This window comes from Desulfobacterales bacterium, assembly GCA_034003325.1.
Taxonomy (GTDB): Bacteria; Desulfobacterota; Desulfobacteria; order Desulfobacterales; family JAFDDL01; genus JAVEYW01.
In genome coordinates this window covers 1-17,592 of sequence record JAVEYW010000031.1, presented here as the reverse complement: position 1 = coordinate 17,592, position 17,592 = coordinate 1, and the positions used below count along the sequence as shown (strand labels likewise).

The 17,592-nt window shown below is 49.4% G+C and carries 14 protein-coding genes; 13 read left to right on the top strand and 1 reads right to left on the bottom strand.

What is annotated here, in order from left to right; translation table 11 throughout:
* The 6 genes from RBT11_20215 to RBT11_20190 all read left to right on the top strand — a co-directional run.
* Window positions 1-1,232, top strand: a 1,232-nt coding sequence (locus tag RBT11_20215) for a DUF1329 domain-containing protein (GenBank protein MDX9789111.1), incomplete at its 5' end; no start/stop codon positions are given.
* Between the two features lie 193 nt (window positions 1,233-1,425).
* Window positions 1,426-2,445 (top strand): phosphotransferase family protein, encoded by a 1,020-nt coding sequence (locus tag RBT11_20210; protein MDX9789110.1) that lies wholly within the window; start codon window positions 1,426-1,428, stop codon window positions 2,443-2,445.
* A gap of 18 nt (window positions 2,446-2,463) precedes the next feature.
* Window positions 2,464-2,988 carry a hypothetical protein gene (locus tag RBT11_20205; GenBank protein MDX9789109.1) on the top strand — a complete coding sequence of 175 codons (525 nt, stop codon included), beginning with the start codon at window positions 2,464-2,466 and terminating at the stop codon, window positions 2,986-2,988.
* 62 nt (window positions 2,989-3,050) lie between these two features.
* A complete protein-coding gene (locus RBT11_20200; protein ID MDX9789108.1) occupies window positions 3,051-4,073 on the top strand; it encodes a phosphotransferase family protein in 1,023 nt (340 codons plus the stop codon).
* Between the two features lie 19 nt (window positions 4,074-4,092).
* A complete protein-coding gene (locus RBT11_20195) occupies window positions 4,093-4,680 on the top strand; it encodes an NUDIX hydrolase (protein MDX9789107.1) in 588 nt (195 codons plus the stop codon).
* Window positions 4,681-5,010: 330 nt separating this feature from the next.
* A complete protein-coding gene (locus RBT11_20190; protein MDX9789106.1) occupies window positions 5,011-5,967 on the top strand; it encodes a hypothetical protein in 957 nt (318 codons plus the stop codon).
* On the opposite strand, the gene RBT11_20185 is transcribed toward RBT11_20190, so the two are convergent.
* Entirely contained in the window at window positions 5,964-9,122 is a 3,159-nt protein-coding gene (locus tag RBT11_20185) for a sigma-54 dependent transcriptional regulator (GenBank protein MDX9789105.1), read from the bottom strand. The two genes, RBT11_20190 and RBT11_20185, sit on opposite strands and share 4 nt — an antisense overlap.
* A gap of 638 nt (window positions 9,123-9,760) precedes the next feature.
* Here RBT11_20185 and RBT11_20180 point away from each other — a divergent pair.
* The 7 genes from RBT11_20180 to RBT11_20150 all read left to right on the top strand — a co-directional run.
* Window positions 9,761-10,954 (top strand): phosphotransferase family protein, encoded by a 1,194-nt coding sequence (locus RBT11_20180; protein ID MDX9789104.1) that lies wholly within the window; start codon window positions 9,761-9,763, stop codon window positions 10,952-10,954.
* 1 nt (window position 10,955) lies between these two features.
* The gene (locus RBT11_20175) at window positions 10,956-11,501 is read left to right on the top strand and encodes a hypothetical protein (protein MDX9789103.1); all 546 of its coding nucleotides are present in this window, start codon (window positions 10,956-10,958) and stop codon (window positions 11,499-11,501) included.
* A gap of 228 nt (window positions 11,502-11,729) precedes the next feature.
* Complete coding sequence (locus tag RBT11_20170) at window positions 11,730-13,424, top strand: DUF1302 family protein (GenBank protein ID MDX9789102.1); 1,695 nt, start codon at window positions 11,730-11,732, stop codon at window positions 13,422-13,424.
* A gap of 134 nt (window positions 13,425-13,558) precedes the next feature.
* Window positions 13,559-14,905: a DUF1329 domain-containing protein gene (locus RBT11_20165; GenBank protein MDX9789101.1), complete on the top strand. Its 1,347-nt coding sequence runs from the start codon at window positions 13,559-13,561 to the stop codon at window positions 14,903-14,905.
* Window positions 14,906-14,926: 21 nt separating this feature from the next.
* Window positions 14,927-16,123, top strand: a complete 1,197-nt coding sequence (locus RBT11_20160) for a phosphotransferase family protein (GenBank protein MDX9789100.1) — start codon at window positions 14,927-14,929, stop codon at window positions 16,121-16,123.
* A gap of 113 nt (window positions 16,124-16,236) precedes the next feature.
* Window positions 16,237-17,193, top strand: a complete 957-nt coding sequence (locus RBT11_20155; GenBank protein MDX9789099.1) for a hypothetical protein — start codon at window positions 16,237-16,239, stop codon at window positions 17,191-17,193.
* 128 nt (window positions 17,194-17,321) lie between these two features.
* Window positions 17,322-17,592, top strand: a 271-nt coding sequence (locus tag RBT11_20150) for a hypothetical protein (protein ID MDX9789098.1), incomplete at its 3' end; no start/stop codon positions are given.

Below are 17,592 nucleotides of genomic sequence, written 5' to 3'. Positions count from 1 at the left end.
GCGCAGAAAAGGCGGGCAACGCGGACGGCACGATTCCGCCGTACACGGGCGGCATTGGACTCGACAAGGTGCCGCCGGGGTTTGATCGCAAGACCATGCTTCTTCCCAATCCGTATGCGGATGAAAAGCCCCTTTATTCCATAGACGCCAAAAACATGGACCAGTACTCGGATAAACTTACCGAGGGGTCCAAGGCGCTTTTTGCACAATATCCAGATTATCGCATGGACGTGTACCCAACGCATCGAACTGTCGCTATATCAGACCGGGTAGCAGAACATACAAGAAAATCAGCGGCAAATGCCATTCTCGAAAATGATGGAAAGAAACTGACAGGTGCCGCCAATGGTTTCCCTTTCCCTATGCCTAAGAACGGTCTTGAGGCAATATGGAACCATCTCTTGCGATGGTCATCACCCGGAGATGGGGTTAATCATTATCAGAGTTTTGTCGTAACTGCCGCAGGCCGCAGAATTATGACGAGTGAAGGAAATGATTATCTCGACTATCCCTACTGGGGGGATGATAATCAAAACAAAGGATTTCTTTGCAGGATAAATGATACGTTGGTTGGACCGGCGAACCGGAACGGCGAGAAACTGATTTGGTTTCTGAAGACGGATAAAACCAATGGGGATCCAGCCTGGCAGTATCTTCCCGGTCAGCGACGAGTCAAGATGGCCCCGGAAATTTCATACGATGGGCCAAATACAACTGTAGCCGGCGCGTCGACCTATGACGATGCCTTTGTTTATAGTGGCAGTCCCGATCGGTATGAATGGAAAATTTTGGGTAAAAAGGAAATCTTTGTCCCCTATAACAACTACAAATTGTTGTATCATTCCACGCCCGAAGAGGCGATAACTCCGAAACATCTTAATCCGGACACCACGCGGTGGGAACTGCACCGAGTGTGGGTTGTAGAAGCAACCTTGAAGTCAGGCATGCGGCATATATATGTCCGGCGGACTGTTTTTATAGACGAAGACAGTTGGATAGCGTTGTCGGCAGACTGCTTTGACAACAAAAATCAAATATATCGTTGTGCTTTTAGTGGTATGGTATTTAACCCTGATCTGATGGCCCCTTACTCGCTAACGTATTGGGGGTACGACTTAATAGGTAGCATTTATTATGTTAATGTTTTTCTAATAGGGCCAAACCTAGAGCCTGTGCTCTTTCCGGAATCGTACTGGAACCCACAAATGCTGGCGGGGTCAGGTCTTCGATAGGATTTGATCGCTGGAATGGGGGCCACCATGAGCTATATAACGGGTGTGCCCCCCAAGAACGATGGATGATAATATTGCCAATGGAGAACGTGGCTACGTAGCCGGGGAACGACATTAAACTGGTTGAGAAGCTCGCGTTTGAAAAAATTATTTTTAAAAAATTAATGGCCTTAAGCGTGAGGAGAAGAAATATATGGAAAACAAAATAAAGGAGTTTCTTAGAACCAAAATGCCGGAAGCGGAGAATCTCTTCATCACGGGGCTTAAACAAAATACCGAGGGTTTTTCTTATGAAACCTTTTTTTTTAACGCTGAATGGTCAGTGAAAGAAGAAAAAAAATCCAGGGATTTTGTTGTCCGGGCAGAACCCAAAGGGGGCTTTTTAGAACCCTACGACGTTGCGTTGCAATATTGGGTGTTAAAAGCTTTGGGTGAAACGTCCATTCCCGTGCCGAATGTTCTTTGGCTGGAAACGAACAAGGAGGTAATTGGAAAACCGTTTTTTGTCATGGATCGGGTCGAAGGAGAGGTGCCCATCCCCTGGGGGTTTCAGTCTCATGAGTACTATAAGGATTCCGTTAAAAGGGATAAGATGGGCAAAAACATGGTCGATGTCCTAGCGCAAATCCATCGGGTGGACTGGAGAAAACTCGGCCTGGATAAGTACTTGCAAGTACCGGATGCCGGAATGGGACCGGCTGTTCGGGAGTTGAAACGATGGGAGGACATGATTCGCGAGTTTAGGGTCGAGCCTGAGCCGGTAGTGAGTGACGCCCTGATGTGGTTGAAGGAAAACATGCCGAATACAAAAAAGCTAACGTTGGTGCATGGGGATTACCGTATGGGAAATTTTATCTGGCATGAGGGTCGTATTGCCGCATTCCTGGATTGGGAGATGGTCGCCATAGGGGATCCGATGTGCGATTTGGGCTGGTTTTTCATGAAACACTGGCGGCCCGGTGATCCCGATAAGGTTCACAGGCTGTTGGATAAAGAAAAGGTCTACGAATATTATGAAGAGATGACCGGAGAGCCGGTCGATGATGAAACGGTTCGATATTGGACGGTTATGAACAATATCAAAATGTTCGCGATCATGGTGTGCGCAACAAAGGTGGTTTTTGAAAGAAAAAGCAGAGACTTGCGTCTGTTGACCTGGAGCGTCATGCCCTTTCCTCTTCTTGAAGATATCATCGAACTGATCGATTATTAAAAACAGCTGGAGGATATTATGAATATAAAAGACGGTGCGATTCTGAACGCCCTTATTCACACCATGGAAAATTCCGTGGTGCCGGGAATACAGTCGCAAGAGGCTATGATGCAGGCGAAGGCCGTTATTGCATTATTGCAAGGACTGAGGGACCGAGAAGAAGTTAAAGACTGGGTGTTCACCCGAGATATTTCATCTCTCAAGGGGCTTTTCGAGGACATTTTGCAATACGTTGATGCGATGGGTGACGACGATACCGATGGCGTTTTTAACGATGTGAAAAGAGAAATTCAATCCACGCTTAACCGCGATTGCAGCCCTTCAAGAACGCAGAACCTTGTGGCGATAGACTTCCGGCTGAATGAATTACTGGAGTCAACCATTATGACGTTAGCGAAAGCGGAAGAAAGTGCTAAGGACGCTTTCTTGAGCCGAATAAGAGAGATAAGGAAGGAGGTCAGAAGGTTTATGCGAAAACAGCATGAGTTAAAAAAGAACTTATACCTCAAGGGGTTGGAGCTGGATTTTGTTTCCAAGGAATGAGATGCCCCGGAAGAATATAATTTGAAAAAAAGTCATGATGGCTTCTCATAGGAGGGGAAAATATGGAAGAAAGGATTCAGAACTTTTTTAGAAATAAGATGCCGGAGGTAAAGAACCTTATCGTGACTGGTCTTAAAAAAAATACGGCGGGGTTTTCCTATGAGACAGCTTTTTTTCATGCGGAATGGATTGAGAATGAGGAGCAGATTAGCAAGGATTTTGTGATCAGGGCGGAACCAAAAGGCGGGGGGCTGGTTGAACCTTATGATGTCCGGATTCAATACTGGATATTAAAATCCTTGCAGGGCACACCGATACCGGTACCCAAGGTTTATTGGCTGGAAACGGATCTGAATGTTATCGGAAGCCCTTTTTTCATAATGGATATGGTCGAAGGTGAGATTCCTGAACCGTGGGCGTTTTTCAAGCACCCATATTATAGAGATTCGGTGAAAAGGGAACAGATAGGCAAAAAAATGGTAGAGGTTCTCGCTCATATTCATAACGTGGACTGGAAAGCGCTCGGGCTTGGGGAACATATGGAGGTACCTGCAGAAGGAAAAGGCGCGGCACTATCGGAGATAGAAAAATGGTGGAAAATTATCAAGGAATTCCGCGTAGAACCCGAACCGATACTGGCAGACACCTATATGTGGCTAAAAGAAAACATGCCGAATACGAAAAAGCTGACACTGGTGCACGGGGATTATCGGCTGGGGAATTTTATCTGGAATGATGATCGAATCTCGGCTGTTCTGGACTGGGAGATGGCGCACATCGGGGACCCTATGTGCGATTTAGGCTGGTTTTTTATGAAACACTGGACATCCGGGAAGCCGGGTGAGATTCACTGGGTTCTGAAAAAAGATGATATATATCGATATTATGAGAACATTACCGGGGAAAGAATCGATGATGAAATTTTAAAATACTGGATTGTTATGAACAATTTTAAAAATTTCGGCATCATGATCTGCGCGGCCAAGGTCGTTTTGAATCGAAAAAGCGATGACTTGCGTCTGCTTACCTTCAGCGTTATGCCTTTTCATTGCTTGCAAGAGATAATGGACATGATCAATTTTTAAAATTACTACTGGGCTTATATTGGAAGAGATAATCCAATTTTTCGGCAATATATCAATGATTCGGCAATGGACAATTATAGAGCGAGAGTTTAAATCGATTTCAGGCTTGCTCCAGATGGAAAAAAAGCTTGTCCGGTCCCCCAGGACAAACAAGGAAATGGAGGTACACACCTTTCATTCCAGCCCATGGACAATGGTGTTGCCCATTACAGCCGAACAAGAGGTTGTCATGATTCGGCAATATCGTCACGGGACAGAAGCGGTCAGCCTTGAACTGCCCGGTGGCTTGGTCGAGTCGGAAGATGGAACTCCCGATGATGGCGCTCGAAGGGAATTGTTGGAGGAGACCGGGTATCATTCTCCTTCCCTTTTAAAATTAGGAGAATGTTATCCTCAGCCCGCGATTCTGTCTAACAAGTGCTATTTTTTTCTTGCCGAACATGCCGTAAAAGTTCGGAAGCCCGTTTTGGATGATGGGGAAGATATTCAGGTTATCAAGATGCCGCTGATGGAAATAATGTCTAAAATAAGACACTCAGAGATTGATAACGGAATGGTGTTATTGGCTTTTTCCCTCTTTTGGATGAAACAAAAGCGGTTGTCTTGACCCAAGACGTCAGTGAAGATTGAGAACTCAACGGCATAAGCAAATTCGCATCAAAGCCCCTCATTTTTTACCGATTGGCGCAGAACCCTTCAAATAGCTCCTTTAAAATTGACCGAACTTTCCTGGCTTGACAAGCCGTTCCAAATCGGAGAGCAACAATGGCCCGGTGCAAACAGCCGCGATCAGAAAGTCTTTATTGGAAAAAAACATTGAAAAGCCCTGTTGATTCGGTTAGAGAGGGCGACAACAAAAAAATGTTTCGGCATAAGACCCATGTAAGATAAGGCTTGGAAAACGGCGTGTTCATGGTGGTGAGGGAAAAAACAAGATATGCACATTAATCCTATGGATACGGAAGGCTATATTACGGGCGAGCATCCGAAATGGACTCAAAGCTATTATTTCAATTTCTATGATCCAAAAATCAAGGTGGGCGGCTTTATCAGGGTCGGTGTCCTTGAGCACCAGAGGGAAACGAATACCTGGGTTGTTGTCTTCATGGATGGAAAGCCTTTATACACTCGGGTAAATTTGAATCTGCCCTACACAGCGGGCCGGCCGGATCCCGGGATGGAAATATCCGGCACACGCCTGACGTCTTTAAAACCTCTTAGCAACGTGCGTATCGAGCATAATACCCCTGACTTTAAGTTGGATCTGATTTGTCAGGGACTTCAGCCCATGGTGGATAGCGTTGCGATGAGCATAGACGCAGAAAGCTCCTTAAGAAAAGAAGTGACCTGGATTCATATGGAAGGGACGATTCGGGTGACCGGGTTTATCACTTTTCGGGGGGAGGATACGATTGAAATCGATGCGACCGGCTTTCGTGATATCAGTATCGGTCCGAGAAATTGGGATCATTTGCTGTGTTACGAATTGTCCCGGCCGGTTTTTTCAAATGGTATGGCGTTTATGGGATCGCATGCGATCTCCAGCAAGGGAGAGAATTCGTATTTAAGAGTATGGTACGATGGCAAAAAATGGCTTCCGGTAAAACGTTTCGAGGACAGAACTGAATATGAGAAAGACGGGTACACCATCAAGTCGCTTCATTGGCGGTTCTGGGATGCCGTCGACAATATGTGGGAATATACTGGCAAGTCGATTTTTGCATGGCCTTCCTCTCACGATACGTTCATGATAAACCGGCAAATGATGGAGTACCGCCTATCGGATGGCATGGTTGGTTACGGCCTTGCCGAAGCTATGTTTCGGCTCGATACCCTCAGGCCGGGGCCGGCATTTGATATGAGAATGGCGAACACGCTTAAACCGCGTTCTTAAACTTCCGGCTTCCTGATTTTTGGCTTAGAGGACGAGCCCGAAGACATGCCTAATTTTTCCATTCTAAAATAGAGGGTTGATCTTTTCATTCCGAGGACATCGGCCGCGCCGTCCGTTCCGGCTATTCGGCCTCCGGTCGTTTTCAGAACATGGCCGATATAGCGGCGCTGTAATTCAAATAGGGTGGGTAAATCGTTTACCAAAAACGATTGTTGGCTCACCGGCGTCGCCGTCAACTGCAAATCCAAATAGCTGTCATTGGAAAGCAAGGAGCTCCTTTCGATCACGTTTTTAAGCTCCCGGACGTTTCCGGGCCAGGGGTACATGAGTAACGCCGACGTGTCGGCGGGGGTGATCAGGAGTTGGGGCCGATTGAGTCGCTTGCAATAAATCCCGAGAAAATGACGCGCCAGCAGAATAATGTCCTCTTTTCTTTCCCGAAGCGGTGGAATTCGAATGGGCAGAACATTCAGGCGGTAAAAAAGATCTTCACGAAACCGGCCGGCTTGCACTTCCTTTGCAAGGTTGCGATTGGTGGCTGCGATCAGTCTAAAATCGCACCGGTGAACACGGCTGCCGCCGACGCGGGTAAATGTTTTTTCTTCCAGTACCCGCAGCAGTTTTGCCTGCATTGAGGGCGGAAGTTCTCCCACCTCATCCAGAAACAGGGTGCCACCGTTGGCCAGTTCAACCCGACCGGTTTTTTGCCGGTCCGCACCGGTGAACGCCCCTTTTTCATGCCCGAAAAGCTCACTTTCCAACAGGTTTTCTGAAATAGTGGTCGAATCGATGATGACATAGGGTCCATCGTTTCGCGGGCTGTGTTTATGAATCCAGCGGGCCATGATTTCTTTTCCCGCACCGGTTTCCCCCTGAATCAGTATGGGAGAATCCGCATCCGAGATGCGTTGGGCCTTTTTCAGTAAATCCTGAATGGCCTGGCTTTCCCCGATAATTTCTTCTTTCAGGGTATTTTTCGTTTCGATTTCTTTCTCGGAGGCTTGCCGAATAATTTTTTGGGCCGATTGGCAGTAGTTCCATATTTGGCGGAAAATGGTTTCAAAGTGATCTTTGAGAAGGGTTAGCGCATGGTCATCCAAAAAGTCAAAGCTGTCGGTCAGCAAAGAATTGTCGTGGTAAAGAACGCCCCTGCGATTATCCGCCAGAACAATGGGGAAACAAAGCGCTGAAAAGGGAACCCCCTGGCTGTCTTGATGACCTGTAAGCGGAGGCCTGGTGACAATGGCGCGATTGTTGGCAAGTGCTTCGGTTATCACTTCGTAATGGGAATTAAAATTATCCGAGTTAACCTCCAGTTCGGTAAGGTTGACCGCGGCTACGAGCTCCAACCGCTTCTTTTTGGTATGATTGGTTATCAGAAAAAAACCACCCCGTTCCGCACTAAAAAAACGATTGGTGGTTGCTACGAGGCGGTTTAGAATTACCTCCAGATCCGAGGTCGGGACTGTCTTATCTATCACTTCGGATAAACGGTTGAAAACGACCTCGGCGGATAAAAAGCTTTTGAGAAAGGGCCCTTTTGAGCCGGTGTCGATGAGATGCTGAAGATCATCGGGAAAAAAGCGTTCGGCATAGGCGGGCAGGCTTTTCCATGCCTTTCGGGCATGAAGAGCCGCTTTTTTTCGGTTTCCTTTGGTGAGTTCAAGCCGGGCCAGCTCCAGCCGTGTTTTCGCCGATTGCACCGCACTGCCGGAATGGGTGAGCAAATAGAGGCTTTCCTCCAGATAACGCTGTATTGTTTCGACAGGGTCACCATTGGCGATCGCCCGTTTAGCCAAAAGCCGCATGAGAACCCCTTTAAAAGAAATATTGATGCTCTCTTTAACTTGTTCGGCGATTGTGTTGAAACTAAAATCAATGGGCAAGTCCACCTTTTTCCGCTCGAAATCAAAAAGCATTTCAAGAACCCATGGATAAAGGGAATATGCGCGAATAATGTTGGTACGCGCGGAATAGTTCATTGCTTCTATAAAAGAATCTCTGGCTTCCGTCAGGTTTCCTTTCAAATAATAATAGTAGGATTTGTAAAATTTGACTCCGTAGAGCGCCAGCACATTTTTCTGTTTTTCGGCATCTTCATTTGCAATGGATAGATGGTGGAGTGCTTCTTTATCGTTTCGGACGGTCAGCAGCATGTACCCCAGAACGGTACGCAGCGTGGTCGCCACGTTCGGCTGCTTTTTTTGTATGGCGATCCGGTGAAATATATCCAGCAAATCAACGGCGCGGGTAAATTGACCCAAAGCCTGGGCGCACAGACTGAAAAACACCGGCGCGAACGGGTTAATCGTCTCACTTCCCGTATATCTGCTCCATTCCGAGGCCTTTTCATAATGAATCAACGCCTTCTTGTAGTTGCCCTGTATGATATAAAAAAGTCCTACAAATTCGGATGATTGAAACAAAATATCATCGTCGCCCAATTCCTCGACGATTTGTTTGCCGTCTGAAAGTTCCTTAAGAGGATCGGTATTCATGTTGGAAAGATAATAAAATCGACCCAGATGAAGCATGATAATGGCGTGGGAACGACTGTCCCCTGAATTTTCCGATAGGATTCGAGCTTTCCGCAGCAGCGAAAGTGCCTCTGGAAAACCCTTTCCCATGGCGATGCACAGGTTGGACACAGAAGGCGTCAAGGCGACAATGCGCTTTTGAATGCCTGAAGTTTCAGGCTTCTGGAAATGGGCCTGAACAGCCTGCGTCAGATTGAAAATGGCTGTTTCCACATCTTGATCCTTGATTGCGCTTTCCACCATATCCAGTTGGAGGGCGGCCGCATCCTCATACTGTTTTGCCTTTAACAGCAGGTTGATAATTTCTTTCGGATTCAGCCGACCAAGCAAGTTGGCATTTTTTAACCGGTTATAAATCTCGGCGATCCGATCCGGCGAATTGAGAGATCGCAGGGTTTTTAACATCTCGGGAGAAAGCTCGGTAGTGAGCTGCAAAACATTTCCATTTGTTTTTTCTAAAAAACCAAGATGTTCTCCGCTGAGAATGAGATCAAATAATGGTCCGGGCATCAAAGGGGCCAACGTGCCGATAATATCAATCGGTAATGGGGTGCCGAATGCTTCCAGCACGCTTAAAAAGTCCCATTGACCTTCGGAAAACTCGGGCGTCTCGGGCATCGCTATTTCTCCTGCGTCTTTTTATCGATCGTGGTGGATGTCAGAATACGGGCACATCAATGCTGGTTGTTTATACGAAGCGGATTTTTTATTCAATCAGCCGAATAGCCCTTAAAAGGCGAATCGATTCGACAGACAGCACGATGGTTAACATTAGCGCAAAAATCTTACAAAAGTAAAAATAACAAGGTGATAAATATTTTTTCCGCGTTGGTTTCTGAAAAGTCACTCGCGCCGCTATCGGTATATCCGCTTATAATACGGATGGCGTGTTCTGTCAAAAGGTGTCTGCCGACTGGACTTTAATGTGTCGGACCACCGACATCTATCGTGCTTATTACGGTTAATTAATAATCAATTGAAGCTGAAATTCTTAATATTACGAATAGATAAACAGGTTTTTGTCTCTTTGGCATGCAGCTTGCTTAAAAGTCTGTCGAAGCACACGCTTCTGCTTCATGGAACCAATGCCATTCCAACAAACAGATTTCAGCATGATGAAAAAGCAGCAATCGCAGACGTTGTACCGTCTGAAGCAAGGGGGCGGGAGGAGGGAATGGTGCAAAAAAGGGAAACGAATCTTGAAAGGGAGAAACGCGCATGTTTGACAAGTTAGGGGTTGGGAGGAGGCATCCGTTATGTTGAATTTGGACAAAAACCACCCGACGGATGCGACGATTGAAGCGATTCGGCGCCGGTTTCCGGTCGAAGCGGAGGTCGATCGGATCTTGACGCGAAAGATGCGTCAACGATCCAGCGGCCATTATGCTACGGTTCACCGGGAACAACTAAAAAACGGTGTGGCGTCTTTGATACGAAGTTATCACGAGGGCCCTTTTGAAATTTCCGATGTCCGATGGCTTGGCGGAGGCGCCTCAAAGTTGCAGATGGCGTTTTCCTTATCGTGGGAGGATCCGGCGGTAGGCCGAACCACAACACCGATGGTTCTGCGGATGGAGCCCAAGGAGTCGATTGCGGAAACCAGTCGGCTGCGAGAGTTTCAGTTGATTAAGGCGTTTGAAGGGATTGTCCCTGTTCCGCCGGTTTACTGGGTGGATGCGGACGCCGAGCATCTGCCATATCCGGCGCTGATATACGGCCTTGTAAAGGGGGTTATCAAACCAACGAGCGGGGTCAGCAATGTGACGGGCATAGGAACTCATCTTGGATCACGATTGCGAAAACTCCTGGCCCCGCAATTTTTTGAACATTGGGGCATCATCCACAATCACGATTTCACCAGTGCCGATCTAACGGCCTTTGATATTCCGGAGCCCGGCACCCAGGCGGCTGAATGGGCGCTTAATTGGTGGGAGCGAGTCTGGGAGGAAGACGCCGAAGAGGATGTCCCTTTGATGCGATATGCCGCTGCCTGGCTGCGGGAGAATCTGCCCGCAGCCGATCGGTTGTCCATCGTGCACAGCGATTATCGCATCGGGAACTGCCTGTTTAACGAACAGGATGGCCGCATCACGGCATGGCTTGACTGGGAGCTCGGGCACATCGGTGACCGGCACGAGGATCTGGGGTATACCTCGGCCCGCATGCTCCAAACGACGGGGGACGGGAAAACGCCCCTGGTTGGCGGATTAATGCCTTGGGATGAGTTCTTCGAGTCTTATGAGAAAGCCAGCGGCCTGTCGGTAAATCCCAAAACCCTCTATTTCTACAGAGTTCAGGCCGCTTATAAACAAGCTGTTATCACGCTTGCAACCGGTTATCGTATCGCCCGCGGCGGCAAAACACATCAGGACGTGCTCGTGTTGTGGCTGACAGGCATTGCCGCGGGCATAATGGACGAGCTTTCCGATCTGCTCGAAAAAGGAGATTGATATGCAAATGCGCCCCGCAATTCAACTACAAAGCATCATGAAGTCGATGAAAGACACTGTTCTTCCCGCCATTGATCCAACCAACAAGCTGGCGGTGGAGCAGGGCCATATTATTCTTGGCTTGCTGAGTATCATGTCTCAACGAATGGATCTTGAATATCGCTATGACCGTGACGAGCTCGCCCGTTTGCTTCGATTTGCGGAACTTATACAGCGGCAAGCTCAGGGGGGAGGAGATACACGGACCGCTTTGCTCGATCTCAAGACGGTTGTTGCGAAGGGCGCCGATGTCCTTGATCGAGCGCGGGCTGAGCCCCTGGAGTTGGTGCGGGCGGTTCAATCCTTGCGATCCAGAATAGGGGTGGTCATTCAGGCCGTCTTTTCCGATGGCGCGTCCGAGAGTAAACAGGCCCTACACGAAGAGGTGATTGCCAATGCAAGAGAACAGTTGTTGCGTGAGCGATCATGGCTGATTATGCAAGGATGGGAAGCAAATCCGGCGGAAGTTCCTCCGATTGAGAGTCTTATCAGCGAAGTGTTATCGTAACGCTACAGAAAAACGGTGCTGTATTACCTGGAATAGGTGTCAACGGTCTGCCCCAAGATAATATGAACAAAGTACGCGTGCATTCTGGAAAAGAGTTTTTTCAGCGTATGTTTCACGGTAGCTAATCTTACTGCCGAAGCAAGCGCTGAGGAACTGCGGAACAGGGACTGGTGGATTTCCAACGGTTTCAGCGAAGGTGACAACCAAACGAAGGAGGAGAAGCTCACGATGAAAGAGAACGGCAGAAACAAGTATGATGAGGGAGGCGCCGGAAGGCAAGGGGGGGTTACGGGGTTTCTGGTACTATTGCTGGTATTGATCTGGGGAATCGGTAGTGCCGTTGCGTTCAACATTCCAACGGGAAATGACGATCTTTTCATCCGCTGGGACAACACGATCCGGTACACCCTGCAGCAACGGTTGCACGGAGCGGAGGGACGGCTTATCAGCGACATCAATTCCGATGACGGGGACCGGAACTTTGATGTGGGCATCGCGCAGAACCGGTTCGATCTTTTTTCCGAAGCGGATCTTATTTTCAAGCGTGATTACGGGGTTCGGGTCAGCGGTGCGGTCTGGTACGATGCCCGGTACGACAGCAGCTTTGATAATGATTCGGTTGCCACCTCGAATCATTTGGAGAACGGGCAGCAGGCCGTGGGCCTGAGCGACTGGGCCGACAAGTATTTTCGGGGTCCGGCTGGCGAAGTTCTTGACGCCTTTGCGTTTGGTCGGGTGAACATCGGCGAGGCGCCGGTCTATCTGAAGGCCGGCCGACACACGGTGTATTGGGGGGAAGCCTTGCTGAGCCCGTTTAACGGCATCAACTTCGGCCAGGCGCCGCTGGATCTGGGAAAGGCGACGGCCACCCCGGGCGTTGAGGTGAAGGAGGTGTTCAGGCCCTTGAACCAGGTGAGCGCCGTGGCCCAGGTGAGTAACTCCCTGACCCTGGCGGCACAATATTTTTTGCAATGGGAGCAGAATCTTGTGCCCGAAGGGGGAACCTATCTGGCCGCCACCGATTTGAACCTGAAGGACTCTGAGGTATATCTTGCAGCGCCCGGTTTCGTTCTGTTGACGCATGGCGAGGATATCGAACCCGAGGAGTACCGGGATTTTGGTGTGTCCGCCCGATGGTCACCGGAGTCCTTGCACGGGGGAACCGTCGGCTTTTATTTCAGGAACACTTCCGATCACCTGCCGCAGGCGATTTTCAATTTCGCCGATAGCACCTACCATTTTGCCTATGGAGGGGATATTCAGATCTACGGGCTCAGTTATGCCAACACGGTTTTTGGCGGCAGCATGGGTTCCGAGGTATCCATTCGCAGGAACATGCCTCTCAGGAGTGATCCGGCCAGGTATTTAGTATTCGACTCTGCGCTGCTTCCGGATGATGGCGAACTCCTTGGCGCACGAGGTGATACGTTTCACGCCACGGTTAACTTCATCGGTTTGCTGAAGCGAACCCCGATGTGGGATTCGGGCAGCTACACCATAGAGTTGAATTACAGTTCATGGATGGATGTGTCGGAGAATGAAGAGACGTTCAAAGGTCATAGCAATTACAATGACTTTGATGCGGTCACACGGGATGCTTGTACGCTCAATGTGAACTTTGGCCCGCAATGGCTGCAAATTCTTCCCGGGGTGGATGTGACCATGCCGTTTAGTGTCGGTTACGGGTTGTGGGGCGTTGCCTCGGAAATCAATAACGGCGCCAAGGGGGAAGGCAGTTGGGGCGTGGGATTCAATTTCGACATTTTCACCAAATACAAAGTGAACCTCAACTATGTTGATTTTTTTGGAGATGTTGAGCTGACAAATACCGGGGCCGTGATCAACAGAGCCGGGAACGGCGCGGGAACCGCGGGACTTCGGGACCGCGACTTTGTATCCCTGACCCTTAAAACATCCTTCTGATTCAGCATTGCCTGAAAGCGTACAGCCGGCAGCAGATGGGAAAGAATATTAGCGCACGACCTTTTTGAAAGACCCGCCACGTTTTCGTGAATGCGTCGACAAAAGGGTCTAAATAAAACAAAGGAGAATCAACGATGGTTAAAAAGATCATAGCGGTATTCGCTTTGGTGGTGGGATTTAGCGGTTACGCCATGGCCGCGCTCACGCAAGAAGAGCTCAGCCAGTTGGGCGGGGACAAGTTGACGGCGATCGGCGCCGAGGTAGCGGGCAATGCGGACGGCACGATTCCGCCGTACACGGGTGGATATACCACGGTGCCGCCGGGGTTTGACCGAAGCAAAATGATGCTTCCCGATCCGTTTGCGGATGAAAAGCCCCTTTATTCCATAGATGCCAAAAATATGGATCAGTATAAAGATAAGCTCAGTCCGTCCACCATCCATATGATAACCAAGCACGCGGACTTCCGCATCGATGTGTACCCGACTCACCGAACGGTGGCCATTCCGGATTATATAGCGGAAGGCACCAAAAGGTCGGCGGCAGTGGCGACACTTGAAAATGATGGTAAAAATCTGAATGGCTGTTGGTATGGCATTCCCTTTCCCCTTCCGAAAAACGGCCAGGAGGCCATTTGGAACCATATACTCCGCTGGTCGGCGCCCGGCGAGGAGTTTTTGCGGTATAACGCTTTTGTCATCACCTCCGCCGGCCGAAGAATATTGGCGAGCGAGGGGCATACTTATATGGAGTATCCCTACTGGAACCCCAATGCTACTGCACACAAGGATAGACACTGGATGCTTGATGATCGTTTGATTGCGCCGGCAAATCGAAACGGCGAGGGGTTGATGTGGTTTCTCAGTACGGATAAATCCCATGGGGATCCGGCCTGGCAGTATTTGCCGGGTCAGCGGAGAGTCAAGATGGCCCCGGAAATTGCCTATGACGGGCCCAATACGACCGTGGCTGGTGCTTCGACCTATGATGATGCCTTCATTTTTACCGGCAGCCCGGATCGGTATGACTGGAAAATCCTGGGTAAAAGAGAAATGCTCGTTCCCTATAACAATTACAAATTCATATATCACTCCACGCCTGATACGGCGATAGGGCCACATTTTATTAACCCCGACTATGTGAGGTGGGAACTCCACCGGGTTTGGGTTGTGGAAGGCACGCTGAAGGAGGGCATGCGGCACATTTATATCAGGCGGACCCTTTATCTGGACGAGGATAGTTGGATTGGTCTGATGGCGGACGAGTACGATAATAAAAACATGCTTTATCGGGGTATGTTTAGCGGTCTCGTATTTAATTATGATACCAAGGCCCCTTTTTCCACTACATACTATGGGTATGACTTTGTGAGCGGGATCTACTGGGTGAACGCATATTTGATGGGCCCTAACCTTTTAGTGACGATTCGACCCGATACGGTATGGAGTCCTCAATCCCTTGCAGGAACCGGAATTCGATAGGACTATTGAGGAGAAAAAGTCATGCTGAATGCGGACAAGAACAATCCAAGCGATGAGGTGATCGAAGCCATTCGGCAACGGTTTCCGGTGGAGGCCGAGATTGATCGCATCTTATCGCGCAAGATGCGTCAAAGACCCGGTGTCCCCTACTTGCCGGTGTCCCTTAAAACACTGGAAAACGGTGTGGAAGCGCTGATAGGAAGCAATCACGATGGGCGTTTTGACATTTCCGATGTACGGTGGCTGAGCGGGGGCGCTTCGAAGCTGCAAATGGCATTCACTCTGGCATGGAATAACCCGGCAACAGGAAGGACCAAAACGCCAATGGTGTTGCGTATGGAGCCAATGGAGTCGGTAGCGGAAACGAGTCGGCTGCGGGAATTTCAGCTTATCAAGGCGTTTGAAGGGATTGTGCCTGTTCCGCCGGTTTACTGGGTGGATTCGGATGCGGTCTTCCTCCCGTACCCTGGGATGATATACGGATTTGTGGAGGGCGTTACCAAGCCTTCCTGCGGGGTTAGCAATGTCTCGGGTGCGGGGATGAACGTTGGAGCCCGGTTACGTAAACAGCTGGCTCCGCAATTCATCGAACATCTCAGCATCATCCACACCTTCGATTTCACAAAATCCAATCTTACCGCCTTTAACATCCCCAAGCCCGGTACGCAAGCTGCGGAATGGGCCGTGAATTGGTGGGAGCGAGTCTGGGAAGAAGACGCCGGCGAAGATGTGCCTCTGATGCGATATGCCAATGCCTGGCTGAGGGACAATTTGCCGACCGTCGATCGCCTGTCCATCGTTCATTCGGACTACCGCATTGGCAATTGTCTTTTCAACGAACAGGAGGGACGCATCACCGCTTGGCTCGATTGGGAACTCGGGCACATCGGTGACAGGCATGAGGATCTCGCGTGGGCTACTATTTCAGCGTTGGGCCACCTGGCGGAAGATGGCAAGACCTTTCTTTGTACCGGGTTGATGCCTGAAGAGGAGATTTTGACGGCATATGAAAAAACAAGCGGTTTGACGGTAGACCGCAAGGCGCTTCATTTTTATAAAGTGCTGGTTACCTACAAACTCGTGGTCCTCTGTCTTGGAACCGGTTACCGCGTCGTAAGAGGGGGAAAGACGCATCAAGATGTACTTATCACCTGGCTGATGGGAATTGGGCCTGCTGTGCTGAACGATCTCTATCTTCTGCTTGACAAAGGCGTCTGAAATGCAACTGCGAATCGGGGATGGAACGCCGATTCCGGGCAAACCCAACGGATCGAGAGTCTTTTAAGCGCAATTTGTTAACGTTTAGAAACGAAAGGTATGAAGGAATGAAGATGGATCAATCTAATCAAAACTATGAAGGATATTGCCACGGTGACGATCCGAATTGGAGCCAGAGCTTTTACTTCAATGTTTACGACCCGAAGCGAAAAGTCGGTGGATTCCTAAGAATCGGCGTTCTGGAGAACCTCGGGGAAATGAACAACTGGCTCGTGTTTTTCATGGACGGAAAGCCGCTGTATACCAGGCTCAACATGAATTTGCCTTGCACGTCAAGTCGGCTGGATGACGGTATTGAAGTTGCCGGCATACGTGTGCTTTCACTGGAGCTGCTTAAGAAGACGCGAATCGAGTTTTCGGATCGACACTTTACGCTTAATCTGCTCTACGAAGGCATTCAGCCGATGGTTGATTGCATTTCAATGAGCTCAGATGAGGAGGGTTCGTTCGCAAGAGAAATAGCCCATGTGCACATGGAGGGAACGTTCCGCGTGACAGGATCAATTACTTTGCGCGGAGGCAAGCGTATTGAGATTGATGGCCACGGTTTTCGTGACGTCAGTGTAGGGCCGCGAAACTGGGACTCGTTGCTCTACTATACGACGTCGTGGCCCATCTTTTCAAATGGTCTTGCGTTTGCCGGGGTACACGGAATCTCAACGACCGGTCAGAGTGCCTACATGAAAATGTTTTATGACGGAAAGGAATGGGTTCGGGTCAAGAGATTTGAAGATCGAAATGAGTTATCGGAAGATGGAATAACGATTAAATCGCTGCATTGGCGGTTTTGGGATGCCAACGACCGAATGTGGGAATACACGGGGAAACCGCTTTTTGTGTGGCCTTGCCCCTTGGATACGTTCGTGGCCAACGAGCACATGATGGAGTATCGGCTCAGTGACGGCACAGTCGGCTATGGTCTTGCCGAAGCCTCTTTTCGATACGATTCCCTTAGACCCGGATTGGAAGCTGAATTGAGACTGGCAAACACCTTGCCATATCGGGGATGACGATATCTATGGAGGTTAAATTGATAACATTAGGTTGCAGGGGTTTTTCGATCGTGGAAGATAGCTGGCCCCTTATTATAGTAACCTACTCAAAGGGTCTATTCCCTAAAACCACCCGGGAGAAAAAAATGATATTCCGACATATCACAAGCGTGCTGGCCATGGCCGTCTGCATGGCATCGGCGGTCCCCTGTTCGGGAGCCGACACAACCGCCCCAACGGGCACGGCCTATGCGATGAGTTCACCGGCCCCGGAGAAGACCGGTTCCGCACAGGCCGCTTTAAACGAATTTCAAGACCCCTTGAAGACGCCGGCCAGAATGAGTGCCCTCGCGCCGGTAACGCATTTAAACGCGGTCGCCTTTGCCGGCAAACGGGTGGTCAGCGCCGGGGTGCGCG